The sequence below is a fragment of the Methylocella silvestris genome, from assembly GCF_002891535.1.
GTDB classification, from domain to species: Bacteria; Pseudomonadota; Alphaproteobacteria; order Rhizobiales; family Beijerinckiaceae; genus Methylocapsa; species Methylocapsa silvestris_A.
Genome location: NZ_PDZR01000012.1, coordinates 1 through 15301, shown reverse-complemented (window position 1 = coordinate 15301; position 15301 = coordinate 1). Strand labels below are relative to the sequence as shown.

The 15301-nt window shown below is 64.4% G+C and carries 13 protein-coding genes; 5 read left to right on the top strand and 8 right to left on the bottom strand.

Annotated elements, in window-relative coordinates:
- Positions 1 to 515 precede the first annotated feature (515 nt).
- Positions 516 to 1292 (bottom strand): PRC-barrel domain-containing protein, encoded by a 777-nt coding sequence (locus CR492_RS11510; protein WP_102843973.1) that lies wholly within the window; start codon positions 1290 to 1292, stop codon positions 516 to 518.
- Between the two features lie 316 nt (positions 1293 to 1608).
- On the opposite strand from CR492_RS11510, the gene CR492_RS11505 reads away from it, so the two are divergent.
- The 5 genes from CR492_RS11505 to CR492_RS21425 all read left to right on the top strand — a co-directional run bounded on the left by CR492_RS11505 (position 1609) and on the right by CR492_RS21425 (position 4744).
- Positions 1609 to 1965, top strand: coding sequence for a phasin (locus CR492_RS11505; protein WP_102843972.1), 357 nt, complete (start codon positions 1609 to 1611; stop codon positions 1963 to 1965).
- Positions 1966 to 2229: 264 nt separating this feature from the next.
- Positions 2230 to 2712: an iron response transcriptional regulator IrrA gene (irrA, locus tag CR492_RS11500; protein WP_102843895.1), complete on the top strand. Its 483-nt coding sequence runs from the start codon at positions 2230 to 2232 to the stop codon at positions 2710 to 2712.
- A 189-nt stretch (positions 2713 to 2901) separates the two neighbouring features.
- Positions 2902 to 4134: a M48 family metallopeptidase gene (locus CR492_RS11495; protein WP_102843894.1), complete on the top strand. Its 1233-nt coding sequence runs from the start codon at positions 2902 to 2904 to the stop codon at positions 4132 to 4134.
- A gap of 104 nt (positions 4135 to 4238) precedes the next feature.
- Entirely contained in the window at positions 4239 to 4538 is a 300-nt protein-coding gene (locus CR492_RS21430; RefSeq protein WP_348626711.1) for a YqhA family protein, read from the top strand.
- The gene (locus tag CR492_RS21425) at positions 4535 to 4744 is read left to right on the top strand and encodes a hypothetical protein (RefSeq protein WP_348626710.1); all 210 of its coding nucleotides are present in this window, start codon (positions 4535 to 4537) and stop codon (positions 4742 to 4744) included. Before CR492_RS21430 ends, CR492_RS21425 begins: the two co-directional genes overlap by 4 nt.
- A gap of 3 nt (positions 4745 to 4747) precedes the next feature.
- Here CR492_RS21425 and CR492_RS11485 read toward each other — a convergent pair whose 3' ends face one another.
- From CR492_RS11485 to tagH, 7 genes are all read right to left on the bottom strand, one after another.
- Positions 4748 to 6598, bottom strand: coding sequence for a serine/threonine-protein kinase (locus CR492_RS11485; RefSeq protein ID WP_102843893.1), 1851 nt, complete (start codon positions 6596 to 6598; stop codon positions 4748 to 4750).
- A gap of 140 nt (positions 6599 to 6738) precedes the next feature.
- Positions 6739 to 7188: an FKBP-type peptidyl-prolyl cis-trans isomerase gene (locus tag CR492_RS11480; protein ID WP_102843971.1), complete on the bottom strand. Its 450-nt coding sequence runs from the start codon at positions 7186 to 7188 to the stop codon at positions 6739 to 6741.
- Positions 7189 to 7246: 58 nt separating this feature from the next.
- On the bottom strand, positions 7247 to 7945 hold the full coding sequence (gene tagF, locus CR492_RS11475) for a type VI secretion system-associated protein TagF (protein WP_102843892.1): 699 nt from the start codon (positions 7943 to 7945) through the stop codon (positions 7247 to 7249).
- A 172-nt stretch (positions 7946 to 8117) separates the two neighbouring features.
- The gene (gene tssM, locus CR492_RS11470; protein WP_102843891.1) at positions 8118 to 11663 is read right to left on the bottom strand and encodes a type VI secretion system membrane subunit TssM; all 3546 of its coding nucleotides are present in this window, start codon (positions 11661 to 11663) and stop codon (positions 8118 to 8120) included.
- Positions 11664 to 11670: 7 nt separating this feature from the next.
- Positions 11671 to 13164: a type VI secretion system protein TssL, long form gene (gene tssL, locus CR492_RS11465; RefSeq protein WP_102843890.1), complete on the bottom strand. Its 1494-nt coding sequence runs from the start codon at positions 13162 to 13164 to the stop codon at positions 11671 to 11673.
- 16 nt (positions 13165 to 13180) lie between these two features.
- Entirely contained in the window at positions 13181 to 14518 is a 1338-nt protein-coding gene (tssK, locus tag CR492_RS11460) for a type VI secretion system baseplate subunit TssK (RefSeq protein WP_102843970.1), read from the bottom strand.
- A gap of 62 nt (positions 14519 to 14580) precedes the next feature.
- Positions 14581 to 15301, bottom strand: a 721-nt coding sequence (gene tagH, locus CR492_RS11455) for a type VI secretion system-associated FHA domain protein TagH (protein WP_102843969.1), incomplete at its 5' end; no start/stop codon positions are given.

Sequence of the window (15301 nt, the reverse complement as noted above, 5' to 3'; positions counted from 1 at the left end):
ATTGCGGTTAGCCATTACTCTCCCCATCCGTTGTTTGCTAGTTTAAATAAAGAGTCGCCTATTTTCTTATTGATCGATTTGCAAGCAACGCCGTTTAATTTTTTGTTTGTATTTTCAGGCTGTTGCAGGAAGGCGACCTCTCCCGCTTTATTACTGCTAAACCGTTCTGCTCCACGTATAAACACAAGAAGAAATACGTAGGAGCCTGAAATCATCGGTACATTTCGTGTCCCGCCCTGTCAACGCGATCTCGCATGCGCCAAGTTGAAGGAGAGCTAGGTGCGACATTTGCGCAACTGTTTCTTCGCGCCGCACAAAGTGCGCGCGAATATCACAGAAGAAGAATGGAAATTGACGCAGTGTTCCACAGCATCGCCGTGGCGCTATTCTAGCCGCGGCCCGCTGCCGGACAGACAACTCCTGCTGCAATGCAGAAAGTTCGAAGATCTTCTAAAAACAATCAGGTATTTGCGCGAGGCGGGCGCGCGCGGCGGGTGCTTGACGCTCCGGCCGCGCTAATTCGGATAATACCAGTAGCCCGGCCAGCCATAATGCCCGTGGAGCATCCGCTCATAGGCCTCGTCGACCATCTCGATCGAATCGCATGGCGGGCTCGACTTCACTTGCACGCGGGTGATGTCGATCGCAATGCGCCGGTCAGCCCAGTCGATCTCCTTGACTGCGAAGGGAGCGATAAGGACGTGCTGGCCGCCCCACCAATTGCTCGTGGCGATGCCGAGATAGCGAATGTCCCAATTGGCGTTGTCGAGCACAAGACTTTCGAGATGGCCGATTTCGCCGTCGCTTGCCTCAATGTGATAGCCATTGATTTCCGCGGCGCTGCGCAGATGCGGATCCTGCTCGCCGGGATGCGCGGCGTTCTCGGCGGCGTCGGCGGCGTCGGCCTCGCCCTCCAGCGGCGGCAACGATAACGGCTGGGCGATCGCGCCAACGCCGAAATAGCTGACCCCCCATGACGGATCCCAGCCGTAATAATCGTAAAGATGCGATTCCATCTGCCGCGACAGCGGCTGGTGCTCGGCAAGGTCCGGCCCGGCTTCGATCTGCGCCTTCGTCAGCAGCACGGGCAGCACGCGCCGCGCGGGATCAGGCTCGCCCAGCGCGGAGGGATGGACGAGGACCCTGCGCCCGCTTAGCCAACCACCCGTGTCGACTACCAGCCAGCGGACCTTCCAGCTCTCGTCGTCGAACAGAAAATCATCGACGGTTCCGATCTTTCCGTCGCTCGCCGCGACGGCAAATCCCTTCAGCACCGATGCGACGAACAACATGGCGAAATCCTTTCGAAAGCGGCTGACATCGATGTAACGCGCCACGGGCGCGAAAGCGAGATGTTTGCGGCGGCCGCAGCTGAAACGTCACAGTTTGCGACTACGACCCCAAGGGGGTGGCGCAAACGGCTAAATTCTGGAAAGATCAGGCCGCTTCGTCCCCAATGCTGTGAACTTGGGGCGCTGAACCTGGAGTTGGCAACAATGCGCCAATCGCCAAATCTCCCGCCCCGTTCATAACGCCCAAGACATGCATCGCGCCAAAAGCCGTCTCTCAACCTCGGATCGACCAGATTTTCAGCTGAAGGAGAACGCCATGATCGACATACCGCAGCAAATCCCCACTCAGATTCGCGACCTTGCGGAAAAGAACTTCGAACAAGCGCGCGAAGCGTTTTTGGGTTTTATCGGCGCGGCTCAAAAAGCGACGGGCTCGGCCGAGGCGCTTCCCTCGAGCGCCAAGGAAGCCGTGACCAAGGCCATGTCGTTTGCGGAAAGCAACGTCAACGCCGCTTTCGATCTGGCGCAGAAGCTGCTCCACGCCAAAGACGTTCAGGAAGTCTTCGCGCTGCAGACCGAATTCGCCAAATCCCAGCTTCAGGCAATCCAGTCCCAGGCCAAGGAGCTCGGCGAGTCGGCGCAGGCGGCCTTCAACTCCGTCGCTAAGAAGTAGCCTCGCGACCAGTCCAGCTGGCCGATTCGCCAAAGCGCCGACCGGATCAATTCATTCGGTCGGACAATATATTGGTGAAATCCGACCGCTTGTCGGCAGAGCGGTCTTATGCCCTTTCAACCTCACCGCACAATAAGGCTGCGCCAAAGACAGTCGCGTTGAACATTCCGTTAGAATTGCTCTAAACATCATCTTTTCGATTGTGTCTTACGCAAAAATTGCATTCAATGTGACGAGACGAATTCTGGGAAAGCGCGTCCGTTCATGTATGAGTCCAAGGGCACCGAGTTCCATCACGCCGGCGAGCCGTTCAAGGGCCGCGCTCTGCTGGAGCGTTACGGTCTGCGGGCGACACGGCAGCGGCTCGGGCTGGCGAAGCTGTTGTTCGGCAAGGGCGATCGACACCTGACAGCGGACGCGCTCGCGTCCGAAGCGCAGGCCGCCCGGATGCCGGCCTCGCTCGCCACGGTCTATAATGTCCTCAATCTGTTCGCTCAGGTCGGCCTCGTGCGCGGCCTTGCGATCGAGGGCGGCAAAACGGTTTTCGACACCAATACGAGCAATCACTCGCACTTTTTCTTCGAGGATAGCGGCGCGGTCTGCGACATCGGCCCCGACTGCGCGCGATTTGCCGAAGGCATCGAAGCGCCCGAAGGCTATGAGATCTCGAAAGTCGATGTGGTCGTCAGGCTGCGCCCGAAAAACGGCGGCCCGGCCGTCGTCGCCCGTCATCGTTTGGGCGTCTAGCAAGGCGCCCGGTGCCAGAGCATCCGCCCGCAAACCCGAAGACGTTTTGGACCGAGCAGATCGGCTTTTGCTCCCGGACGCGACGCCGCCAGATTTTCGCGCCCTGATCGACGCATCGCTCCGGTCCGGCCGGTCCAATAGCGTCGGCGTGGCGAGAACCCCCGCCCGGCATTGAGTTCGGAGCCGTCGTTGAGCCTCACCGCCCTAGCGATCATCGCCGCAATCATCGCCTCCGGCGCGCTCGACCTCTATTTGCGCCGCCGACAAATCGACTCGGTGCGCGCCAGCCGAGACAGCATTCCGGCCGATTTCCGCTCCGTCGTCACGCTCGAAGAGCATCAGCGCGCCGCCGACTATACCTTGGCGAACGCCAGGCTCGGGGCGCTCCACACCGTTTTCGACACCTGCCTCTCCGTTCTCTGGCTAACTGTTCTGCTGGCGCCGCTGTACGCGCTCGCGGCGGCGCTGTTCGAGCCGGGCCTTGTGCGCAGCGTGGCGCTTGTGATGGCGATCGGCGCGGTCAGCTACGGGTTCGCCCTTCCCTTTGCGCTCATCAAGACTTTCAAGATCGAGACGGCTTTCGGCTTCAACCGCACGACGCCGCGCGTTTTCGCGCTGGACCAGATCAAGGGTCTCGCTCTGCAATTCGCCATCGCCGCCCCGCTCCTGTTCGGCCTTTTCTGGCTGATCGAGGCGCTGCCGCGCCTGTGGTGGCTGATCGGCTGGGGCGCGGCGGTCCTGCTGACCATCGGCGCCGGCGTCATCTATCCGCTGTGGATCGCGCCGCTGTTCAACGCCTTCCGGCCGCTGCCCGACGGCCCGATGAAAAGCCGCATCGAAGCGCTGCTGGCGCGTTGCGGCTTCAAATCGAACGGCCTCTATGTGATGGACGCCTCCAAACGGTCGAGCCATGGCAACGCCTATTTCACCGGCTTCGGCAAGGTCAAACGGATCGTCTTCTTCGATACCCTGCTCGAAAAACACACCGAAGACGAAATCATTTCGGTGCTCGCGCATGAACTCGGCCATTTCAAGCTCGGCCATATCGGCCAGAGGCTGACGCAATCGGCGATCCTCCTTTTTGCGATGTTTGCCGTCTTGCATTGGGCCTTCTCGGCCGGCGGCCTCGCCCGCCAGTTCGGGCTTCCAGATGATCCGGGGATCGTGCTGATGATCGTCTCCGCGGCGCTTGGCCCGCTGCTTCGGCTGGCCGCCCCGCTGCTCAATTTCCTGTCGCGCCGCGCCGAGTTTCAGGCCGACGCCTTCGCCAAGGCGATCGTCGGCGAGGACGATATGATCAACGCGCTGACGCGTCTGTCGCGTGACAATCTGGCGACGCTGACGCCGGACAGGATCTACGCCATGTTCTACTACTCGCATCCGCCGATCCCGATCCGCGTGGCGCAGCTGAAGGCGGCCTGAGCCAGGCCGTCGCGGCCGTAAAGGCGCCTGTTGCCTCGCTTGCGCTTTCCATGGCATCACGCCGGAGCTGCAATCCGATCCGAACCGCTCCAGGCGGAGGCTCCATGAAACCTGTCGAACGCGGCATCGAAAATCTGTTCTTCGCAAGCCGCTGGCTGATGGCGCCGTTTCTCGCCGGCCTGATCATTGGCCTCGTCGCGCTTTTATATAAATTCTGCGTCAAGCTTTTCGCCTTCGTCACGCATCTGAAGGACGCGGATCAGTCGGACGTCATTGTCGGCATATTGAGCCTGATCGATTTCTCTCTCACCGCCAATCTCATCCTGATCGTCATCTGCTCGCCTTCGAAAACTTCGTGCGCCCGATCAATGTCTCCGACCATCCGAGCTGGCCGGAAGGATTGACCCGGATCGGCTTTGCGGGCCTCAAGCAGAAGCTTCTGAGCTCGATCGTCGCGATCACTTCGGTCAATATTCTCGAGCGCCTGCTGGAGCTCGACCAAAGCTTTCAGCCCGCGAAGCTGGGGCTGGCGCTCGGCGCCTTGATGATCTTCGCCTTGACGATGCTGATCCTGGCCCTGGCCGACCGCACCAGCGGCGGCAATCATTAAGTCTTACTCCGTCACGTAGAAATAGTTCATCGCAACGCCGAGCTGCTCCTGGCGCCCGGCCGCCTCCGCCTCCGCCGCGGCAAGAATCTGCGCGGCCTTGCCGGGTTTTCCGAGTTTCAGCGCGGCCAGCGGACTGGCGCTCGAGACAAACATCAGAATTTGCGGCTGCCCGCCCGCTCTCGGCCGCGTCACCGCAAGGCTGAACGGGCGCGGACGGGAGGTTGGCAGCGCATTGGTGACGTTCTGGATCATCCCATCGTCGCTGATAAGCAGCGCCTCGACCTTGCGATCCCTGGCTCCCGCGATCGACCCCGTAAGGGCCTGGCCCGCGCGCAGGAATGGCGTGTCGATCTGCACCTGTGGGGCGAGCGCCGCGGCAGGCTTCGCCGCCTTGTAGAAGTCAAGCGCGGCGCATTCCGCGGTCGGGACGAGAATTGCTTTGATATCCGCCTCAAAGCCCATGGCCCGGCTGAAGGCGGCGTTGAGTTCGTCGAACGCGCTCCTTTCGGCCCCGATCGCCTCGATTCGCGTCGACGAGGCGGTCGCCGCCGCCGAGAGGATGCTGAAGCACGTCGCCCCCGCGTAGCCCTCGACATAGCGCAGCACGCTTTCGCGCGTGACGACGCCGGGCGGCGTTGCGGGCGGGTTTGGCGCCTCCGGCTCGGTTACAGGAGGCGAACCGGGCGGCGCGGTCAAAGGCGGCTGTTCTGGCGGAGGTTGCAGCACGACGTCCGCCTGCGGCGACGTCTCGGGCCGTTTTTGCACGGGACCGGCGAGCCAAAAATAGGCGGCCGCGATCAGCGCGATCGCCACGGGCGCCAATCCCGCCGCCAGCACGAGCGTGATCGGGGGCTTACGCGCCCCGGCCCGCGCCGGGCTGCGGAACGCGCCTCCGCGCGCGGGCGCGGCGCGATCGCGGGCCGGCGGTTCGATCACGATCCGCGCGAAATCCTCGGCGACCTCCTGCATGCTCTGCTGGCGCGCCGCGGGATCGGGCTGCAGCATCTTCTCGATCACCGGCGCGAGGCGCGGGTCAACCCCGTCGAGGCTCGGCACGCTCTTGCGCTTGTCGATCACCTCGACCTGCGTGCCGCCCATGTCGACAGGGGCGCCGCGCAGCGCCTCGACCAACACGAGGCCGAGGCTGTAAATGTCCGAGCGCGCGCCGACGTCACCGCCATAAAGGCCGAGCTGTTCCGGCGAGACATAATTGAGCTTGCCGGCGAAGCCGATGTCGATCAGCGTCGTGCCCGCCTGCGTCGAACGGGCGATGCCGAAATCGATGATCTTGGCCTCTTCGACGTCATTGTTCTGAATGACGATATTATCGGACGAGACGTCGCGATGGATGATGTCGCGCTTATGCGCGGCGTGAAGGCCGAGCGCGACGCGGCAGGCGAGGCGTCGCACGGCTTCGGGCGGCAAGGGCGCGCGACGCAGCATCTGCGACAGGGGCTCGCCTTCGACGAACTCCATCGCCAGATAGGTTCGCTGCAGCGCCGGATCGACCGAAAACACGAAGTAGCGGATGATCGCTTCATTGTGCAGCCGGTGCAGCTTTGAGGCTTCGTTCCGAAACAGCGCGATCGCCACTTCATTCTCGGCGAGATCGGCCCTTATGACCTTGATTGCGACGAGATCGCCGGTCTGGATCGAATGGCCCTTATAGACCTCGCCCATGCCGCCGCGGGCGAGCAGGGCGTCGATTTCATAGACGCCGTTCAACTGCATGCCGGGGCGCAGCGATTCGGAGCCCGGAAGATCGGCTCCCCGCGGCGCGTTGACGCCATAGGATGCCGCCGAGGGAGCGCTCCCGATCGATTGCGTCGGTCCGATATCGTTTTTCGCGGTCACGTCGATCCGGCCCCGGCTAACTGCCCTGCTCTTTGCCTCGCCCCGATTGGCCTTCTCCTGTCTGGTCCTTCGTCTTGCCCCTCCGGCAGCAGGATTCCCATCGCCCCGCCTGCATCGCAACCATTAATTGCGGCGCCGCGCTATTTGATCCCAAGCAGTTCGACGTCGAAAAGCAGCGTCGCATTCGGCGGAATGACGCCGCCGGCCCCGCGCGAGCCGTAACCGAGCTCCGGCGGAATAATCAATGTGCGCTTGCCGCCGACGCGCATGGTGGCGACGCCCTCGTCCCAGCCCTGGATCACCTGGCCCTGCCCGATCGTGAAGGAGAAGGGCTGGCCGCGGTCGAGCGAACTGTCGAATTTCTTTCCCTTCTTGCCGTCAGCATAAAGCCAGCCGGTGTAATGCACGCTCACCGTCTGACCCGGCTTTGGCGTTTCGCCGGCGCCCGGCTGCGTGTCGATCAGGCGGAGCCCCGTCTTGGTGACGGTCTCGTCGGCCGCGGCGGCCGGCTGCGGCGCAATGGCGACCGCTGGGGCGACAAGAGCATAAGCGGCCGTAAGCCCGGCGCGAAACAGGCGTGTGACAAGCATGGATCCCTCGTGTTTTCTTGAACCTTTGACGCGGCGACGCGCGCCGGCCTGACGCGCCTTATCCCATCCCGGCGCCGGGGCCGCCAGAAAATTCACCCGTGAGCATGGCGGCAAACAGCGACGGGTCGGGCAGATGATAAAAACCAAGCGCGCGCGGGCGGAAATTGACGCCGCCAGCCGTCCACCAGAAACTGCGCGCGCCATAGGATTTGCCCCAGTCGGCGCGGCGAAGCCAGGAAAACACCTCCGCCAGCGGCTTGTCGTCGAGCGGCGCCGTGACGCCCCCGGCGAGCGCGGCCAGCGGCGGCCGGATCGCGACGGCGGGCGCGCAGGCGGGCGCGGGCAGGCGCTCCACGGCGGCGACCGCCGCCTCATAGCTCGCGCCCTGCGCGAGCGTGGCGAGCAACAGCGCTTCGGCGGCTTGGAACCAGGCGTCGTGATCGGCGAATTCGGGCGGCAAAATCGCCATGGGGGGCTCGCTGGCGGCGAAAGCGATCAGCGGAAAATAGCGCCCCCCGGCGTCGATCGAGGGCGCCAAAGCGCCAAGGACGGGCGCGCCGCTGATCTCGGCGCCAAGCCAGAACCGCCAGATCGGCGCGGCGCGGAAGACGCCCTGCCACGACTCGCCAAGCATCAAGCGGCTGGAGGCGATTGACGCGTGCAGCCACGGCTCCATCGCGGCGAGCAGGGGCGCCGGCGCGTCGAGTGCCACATAGTCGGGCTTTGCGGCGATCTTGCCGATGAGGCCGCAGCGCATTGGCTGTTCTTTCCGCCTTCGCTTCCGTCAAAAGCCCCGATGGCGAGGAGGGCTCGGAGAGCCCGTCTCGAACCCCGAGGGCGACAATAGCTCGCCTCTACCTCATCCTTGGGGACGCCATTCTCCCGAAAAGGCTCCTTCGGCTAAGGAGACCCGCGCTTTCGGACGCCCCTCAAAGATCGCTCGGGCAATGAAACTCGCGCAGCGCAGGCAGCGTGAACGGATTCTGCGTCGAGCCGGCGCTGAACGTGTATTGCAGTTCGCGCCCGCCGACGATGTAGCTGACGACGATCGAATCGCCGTGCGGCACGGGAGCGCCCGCCTCGATCAGCCGGAACAGCGACCAGGGGCCGCGCCGCTCGATGGTCGAGGGCTGCGCGCCCGGCGCATCCGAGGTCACGGTGATCGCGCTGCGGTTGGTCGATGCGCCCGGCCATTGCGCGACGACTGGCGCCGAGGCGCCCGCCGGGCTGATGATCGGCGTGCCGTTCATGTCCATCTTGATGCTCACCGTCGGCGCCGCCGGCGCCGGGGGGGCGGCCGGCGCCGCCTGAGCCGCGCCCGCAGCGGGCGGCGGCGGAGCAGGCAGAGCGGGTAGCGGCGCCGGCGGCGGCGTGATCGTCAGCGTCATCGACGGCATCAGCCCGCCGGTGGCAAAGAACACATCGCGGATCTGCGCCGCGCGCTGAAATTCCTTCAGCGTCGCGCCGGACGAGGCGAGCGCGCGCGCGACATTATTGTCCTGCCGGAACGTCCAGACCGGCTTCGACATGTCGACATATTGCTGGATCTGGGTTGAGAAGAATTTGTCGATGATCCCCTGCGGCCCGAACAGGCGGCCGAAATCGACCAGCGAGACCTCGCGGTCGGTGCGCGCAAAGGGGTAGCGATTCGAGACCACCTGCTGGCAAACGCCGGTCACCGTGTCGCGCAGCGCGCGGTTCAGCTGCGAGCGGAAACTATTGGTCAGATCGCCGTCGATATCGGTCCCTGCCGTTTGCAACATGCCGGCGAAGGGCTGCGGCAGCCGGTTGGCGTTGGCGCGCAACGCCGCGACCTGCGTCTGTAGCTGCGAGGTCGCGAGCGGAGCCTGCGCCGGATTGCCCATCAGCAGCAGGCTTTGGTAGATTTCGGCGAGGTTCGAGATAATGAGATCGACCGGCGCCCGCCCGGCCTCCCCCTCGACCAGGACGTGATAGGCTTTGAAGGCCTGCTCGATATCGGCGCCCGGAACGGCGCGGTTCTGAAACAAAGCGGCGTTCGGATCGACGCCTTCCTTCTTGGCGAATCCCGGCCGCTCGCGTATCAGCGCGGTCTCGTCGCGCACCGAGACGATCAGCTGCTTGATGGGCGAAGTCGGCGCGGAGGCTGCCGCCAGCGTCACATATTTCGGCTTGTCGGCGAGCAGGCGTTTCAGCTTCAGCCGGCCGAGCGCGCTTTGCCAGGCCCCGATAAAATCCTTGCCATAGATCGCCAGCAGATCGTCGCTGAGGCTCTTATACTGGTCCTCGACCGCGGCCTGCTCGCCCGCGGCGCCAAGCACCCAGCGATCGCTCTTCAGCTTTTCGCCGATGCCGGACAGCCGGTCGATGAACAGACGGCGGAAACCCGCATAAGTGTAGAAGGCCGGCACTTTTATGGAATCGAGCGGGGCGCCCTGCGTCGCTTCGAACACCAGCGCCGAATCGGGGCCGCCCTGTCGCGCGGCATTCCAATCGACGATCTCCGAGCTGGCCGCCTGCGAGCGGAGCAGCTCATAGGCCTGCTGCGAGACGCTGAGCCGCGCGAGAAGATTTTGCGCCTCCGACACCAGCGGCCCGTTGAGGCTGACGATGATGTCGCCCTTCATGTCGAGCATCGCCGCGACATGGGCCTCGAGCAGCCGGCGCCCGTCCGCATTGGCGGAGCCGGGATAGAGATTATCAGTCCAGTCGCGGCGCAGATAATTCATGACGAGATCGCGGTCGACCGCATGCAGACCGCCGAGCATCAAATAGACCTTCAGCGCCTCATAGAGGAAGCTCGGATCGCCGCGGTTCGCCTCCATCTGCTCTTCGAGGCGATAGATCAGACGCGGACGCAGCAGCCGCTCGAGCGCCATGTCATAGGCGCCGGTCGAGGCCGATTGCAGCCGATCGAACTGGCTGAGGCCGAAAGTCGCAGCGAGCGGCGGCGCCTCGCCCTTCGTTTCATAGCCGGCCGGCAGAAAACGCAATTTGTTGAGCGGCGGCAGGATTTTGGCGAGGTCGCGGTCGGAAATTTCGGGCTCCGTCGCGAGCGGCCCGGCGACCACGCGGAAATCGGCCGCGCCAGCCTGCGTGCGGGCGATCAGGTCGCTGTTGCGCTGGTAGCTGCCGAACCAGGCGAGCGAGAGGCCGGCGCAAACAAGCGCCAGCACGCCGAGCGCAATGCCCTTGATCAGCCGCGCGCGAAACACCGCAGCGCGGTCGGTGGAAACCCAGGCGGCCTCGCCGATAATCAGCTTGCCGACCAGATTCTTCAGAAAATAGCTCTGGCCTCGCCCGGAATAAGCGTTGGCCGCGACTTCGCGCGCGCCAAAACTGCGTGAGAGCGCGCCGATCAGCTGATCGATCGGCGTGCCTTCCTGGGTTCCGGAGGTGAAATAGAAGCCGCGCAGGGTGGCGTTGGCGTGGTAGCGCGTCGGCTCGAAGATCAGATTGAGGAAATTGAACACCGGCTTCTTCAGCGCCGCGACCTGCGCTGGAAATCCGAACAGCGAGGCCCGCGTCGAGGGCACCGGCTCTTCCTGCAGCCGGTCGGTGGTCCATTCGTTCAGTCGCGCGATCAGCGAATCATATTCGGTCGGCACCTCGCCGACAAGATTGAGCTTCTTGTCGGCCGTCTGGAAGGTCGCGCCCCACACCTGGGCGCGGGAGGTCTCGTTCAGGGAGGCGAAAAATTCGCGAAAGCCCGAGATGAGGTCGGCCTTGGTGAACAGCACATAGACCGGAAAATCGACCTTCAGCTGCTTGTTGACCTCGATGAGCCGCGAGCGAATCGCCTGCGCATGCGCCTCGATCTGCGCCTGCGTCTCGGTCATGATGTCGGAGAGGGCGATCGCGACGATGACGCCATTGATCGGCTGGCGCGGACGGTTCTTCTTCAGGAGATCCAGAAAGGCGAGCCAGCTCTTCTGATCGGCCCGCGCATCGGAATCCTGCGTCGTGTAGCGCCCCGCCGTGTCGATCATCACCGCGTCTTCGGTGAACCACCAGTCGCAATAGCGCGTGCCGCCGACGCCCGCGACCGCCGCCGGCGTCGCGCCGCGGCTCAGCGGGAATTTGAGCCCGGAATTGGCAAGCGCCGTGGTCTTGCCGGCGCCGGGCGGTCCGATCAGCAGATACCAGGGCAGTTCATAAAGATAAGCGCCCTTGCCCGCTCCCTTGCTGGCGTTTTTCAGCGTCGCCAGCGCGTCCTTCATGCGCTCGCCCAAAACTTCGGCGTCGCTGTCGGGGGCGCTGCTTTCGGCGATCCCTTTTTCGATCGCGGCGGCGTTTTTCTTGCGCCGCCAGAAGGTAAAGCCGGCCAACCCGGCGGCGGCGGCGACCAGCACGACGATGATGACGTCGCGAACGATCGAATTTTCGAGCGGGCGAACGCCGCCGATCTCGATCATCGGACCGGCGAGATAGACCACCGCGGCGATCGAGGAAAGCCCGACGCCATAAGCGATGATGCGGATGATTTCCTTGTTCATCGCGGGTTCAATCCGAGCGGGCGAGCATGATTTCGACGCGGCGGTTCTGCGCCCGCCCCAAAGGCGTGTCGTTCGGCGCGATCGGCTGCTCGTCGGCCTTGCCGTCGACCTCGACCCGCGCCGGATCGCTGAGGCCCGGCTTCAGCACGGCGGCGACCGCCTTGGCGCGCGCCATCGACAAAGTCCAGTTCGAGTCGAAGGGCGAGGTCGCCTGCAACTTCACATTGTCGGTATGGCCGACGATCGTGATCGCGCCCGGTTCTTTTTCCAGGGTTTGCGCGATGCGCTTGGCGATCGGCTCGAATTGCGGCTTGACGTTGGCCTGCCCTGACGGAAACAGCACGAGATCGCCGACGATGATCTTGATCTTCGTCGCCGTCTGGGTGGCGTCGACCTTCTTGGCCGCGATTTCGGGGGCGAGCGCGAGCCTGATGCGCTGGAGCTGGGTCAGTTTGCCGGGCGGCGGCTCGGGCGGCTTCGGCGGCGGGGCAAAATTATGCCGCACCAGCTTCAGGTCGCCGCGGCCGATAAGCCCGTTAAGGTCCGCCGCGGCAACGTCGGCGGCGCCCGTCAGCAGCATGCGCAAGGTGATGAAGAGGCCGAACAGGCAAAGCGCGGCGAGGCTGGCGATTGCCCAGAAGGGGATGCGCGCGCGCATGACGCCGCGCGGCAGGCTCTGGCCGCGCCAATGCGGCGACAGCTCCCGGTCGACGCGCGGGCGCACCCGGCGCAAAAGCTCGTAAAGATCGCGCTGGATCTGCTGCAGGCTGACGGCGCCGGTCGGCGAGCTGCGGTGGACGCCCTGAAAGCCGAGGGCGAGACAATCATAGATGAGTTCGAGCAGATCGTAATTGTTGAGCGGATCGGTCTTCGCTTTATCGAGCTCGGAAAAGAAGCGGACGCCGCCGATGCGCTCGCCGAAGAAGCGGCTCAACATCGAATATTGCGTCCAGACGTGGCGATCCTCCGTCGGGATATTCTGGACGATGTCGTCGGCGGTGGCGCAGAGAATATATTTGGCGGTTTCCGCCTGCTGCGGCGCGACGCCTGTCGCGCGGATCTCCTTGTCGAAGAAGCCGACCGCCTCCGCCACCTGCCCCATCAGGCTCGCGGGCGAGGCCTGCAGCTGCGCGACGCGGAGGCGTCCGAGCAGCAGCAGCAGCGGCCCCGCCGCGCGCAGCAGGGGATTTTCATTGGGCACAAGCAGATCGTCGATCGGAATATCACGCACAATCCGATCTGGAGCTTGCGCCGCCGCCGCGCGTCCCTTGATCCATTCGTCGCCGGGCGACGCGTCTGCGCCGTGGGAGGGATGCGACGGCCAGGCCGGCGCCGCGCCCGGTTGCGCCGGGACATAGGGCGGTTGCGGCGCGTCCGGAGGCGGCGGCGCATAGGGCGCTGACGGGCGCGCCGGCTCGGGCCTGCGCCCGCCGGGATTTGGCACAATGATCGTGCGATTGTCGCGCCGCCCGAGGCTGTCCGGCGGGTCCTTCTCGTTCATGGCGCGAGGCCCTTACTCATGACCGGTCTTCCAGGACGGCCCAGAGCTCGAGGCTGAGCTCGGGCCAATCGCCGGAGAAATGCATGCCGATCGAACTCGCCGTCGAGAATTCCGGCCACAGCGGCGAGGTGCGGTCGAGATAGAAATAGACATGATCGGTGATGGCGCGGATCTGCGGCGGCGGCGTCGGCAGATGCACCAGCGGCACGCCGGGCAGATGGGCGTGCACGATCTCGTTCATCTTGGAGCCGGGCCCGACCTTGAACAGATGCGGGAAGCTCGACTGGATCTCGGTCAGCGGACGGCGCGCCGACACTTCGAGGACGAGGCTTGCATTGCGAAACAGGCTGCGGTCGCGGATCGGCGAGATGAAAGCGTTTTCCGCCCGCGCGATGATATCGAGCCGGATCGCCCTGCGCCCCAGTCGCGCCGACAGGAAATCCTGCAAATCGCGCAGGACGGGCGAAAAGCTCGCCTCCAGATTGTCATGGTCATAAAGCGGATAAAGCCGCGCGCGCCGCTCGGTGGTGGCGAAGGTCGCAAGTTCCCCGGCGAGCCGAATCAGTTCGACATAGAGCCGTTCGGGATGGACGTAGCGCGATCCGCGCAGATGCTGCATCACCGTGATGTGCCGGTTCAGAACCTGCAGCACCAGATAGTCCACGCTTTGCAGCCCGCCGCCGGCCGTCGGGTCCGCCGCATAGCGGGCGAGCTCGCCAAGCTTGGCGTCGATCCAGCCGATCACCCGGTCGAGCCAGCCCTCGACCGTCGGATGAGCGGAACAAACCAAAACCGTCGGGGCGAATTTCTCGTCGAAAACAATCGATTTGTCGCGCACCTCGACGATTCGGGCGATGGGGAGCCCCTGAAAGCCGGGCTTGGCTGTCTTGCGCAGATCAAAAGCGAGGCGCGGATAGGCGACGTCGATCTCCTCCTCGATGCGCAGCGAGGAGGTGGAATCGATGAAAGTCTCGGCGCCGATGACGAAGCGGCTGGCGCTCGAGGACTCGGCCGCGTCGACCTCGCGCGTATTGGAAGATGCGGTCGGCATCGACAGCCAGAGCAGTTGCTGCGCCGCGCCGTCCGGCACTTCGAGCGGCGGCGGCGCCGGGCTGTCGTTGGGGATGTCGAAGGGCGTTCCGTCCGGCATTACGCCCGCCGCGCGGCGCACCGCGAATTTGCTCTGCTGCGCGAGGTCGCGGTCGATCTCAAGATGCGAAAACCCCCAGGGATAGGGGGTGGCGCTGCGCGTTCGCGCCTCGATCAGATGTTCGAGGTAGCGGTCGGCCTGCTGCAGATGGTGGGGGCGAAGGAAAAGTCCTTCCGACCAAAGGACTTTACTGTACCAGGACATCATCACCCCGTTTGCTGCGGCCAAGCCTTGATCGAGGCCTCAACCTATGCCGCGTCGCGACCCTATCGTTTGTGCGTTTGATCATAGCATTGCGAGAAGTAGAGCATGAAGGCCCCGATCAGGCCATCGCCATGGCGGTGCGTCTTGGCTTTAAAGCGCGCCACATAGGCGTCCCACAGCTTGCCCTTGCGCGCCGAAAAAAGCCCCATGAAGCCGCTCTCCGGCGCGATCTCCTGTTCGATCTTGTCCGGATCGAGATCTTCGGTCAGCATTTGCACGGCGCCCTGCATGGCCGAGGCGGACTGAAGCTGATGGCGTTTTAGATCCTCAAAACCCTGTTTCAGCGCGGCGCCTGCGGGCAGATAGCTGCGCGTCGGCGGACCGAACAACTGGCGCAGCGCGTCCTCGGTGGTCGGCGAGAATTTCAACGGATTATTGTCGGCGGCGCGAATCGTCGTCTGGCTCGCCCGCGCCATGCGCTTGACTTCGAGCCTTGCGCCAAGGAGCTGGCGCAAATCCTCGGTGACGAGCCTCATCAGCGCGCCAAGTTCGCTCGCCAATTCGTCGGCGTCCTGCTTGGCGATCGCCTCCGGCGGCAGGCCGGCGGCCTCCGCGAAGCGACGCACGAAGCGTGCGCCCGCCGCGTCTGTTGCATCCGCGCGAACCGGCGGCGGCGCGGGCGCCATCGGAGCGGGCGACGCTGGCGGAAGGGGAGCCGCTGGCGGCGCTTCGGCCGGGAATTGGGGCGGAAGTTGGGGCGAGGCCTGGGGGGCAACCTGGGGT

Excerpts from the sequence above, each read along its gene's own strand:
- CR492_RS11510 (WP_102843973.1), bottom strand. The coding sequence starts at position 1,292 with ATGTTGTTCGTCGCATCGGTGCTGAAGGGATTTGCCGTCGCGGCGAGC.
- CR492_RS11505 (WP_102843972.1), top strand. The coding sequence starts at position 1,609 with ATGATCGACATACCGCAGCAAATCCCCACTCAGATTCGCGACCTTGCG.
- irrA (WP_102843895.1), top strand. The coding sequence starts at position 2,230 with ATGTATGAGTCCAAGGGCACCGAGTTCCATCACGCCGGCGAGCCGTTC.
- CR492_RS21430 (WP_348626711.1), top strand. The coding sequence starts at position 4,239 with ATGAAACCTGTCGAACGCGGCATCGAAAATCTGTTCTTCGCAAGCCGC.
- CR492_RS11480 (WP_102843971.1), bottom strand. The coding sequence starts at position 7,188 with ATGCTTGTCACACGCCTGTTTCGCGCCGGGCTTACGGCCGCTTATGCT.
- tagF (WP_102843892.1), bottom strand. The coding sequence starts at position 7,945 with ATGCGCTGCGGCCTCATCGGCAAGATCGCCGCAAAGCCCGACTATGTG.
- tssM (WP_102843891.1), bottom strand. The coding sequence starts at position 11,663 with ATGAACAAGGAAATCATCCGCATCATCGCTTATGGCGTCGGGCTTTCC.
- tssL (WP_102843890.1), bottom strand. The coding sequence starts at position 13,164 with ATGAACGAGAAGGACCCGCCGGACAGCCTCGGGCGGCGCGACAATCGC.
- tssK (WP_102843970.1), bottom strand. The coding sequence starts at position 14,518 with ATGTCCTGGTACAGTAAAGTCCTTTGGTCGGAAGGACTTTTCCTTCGC.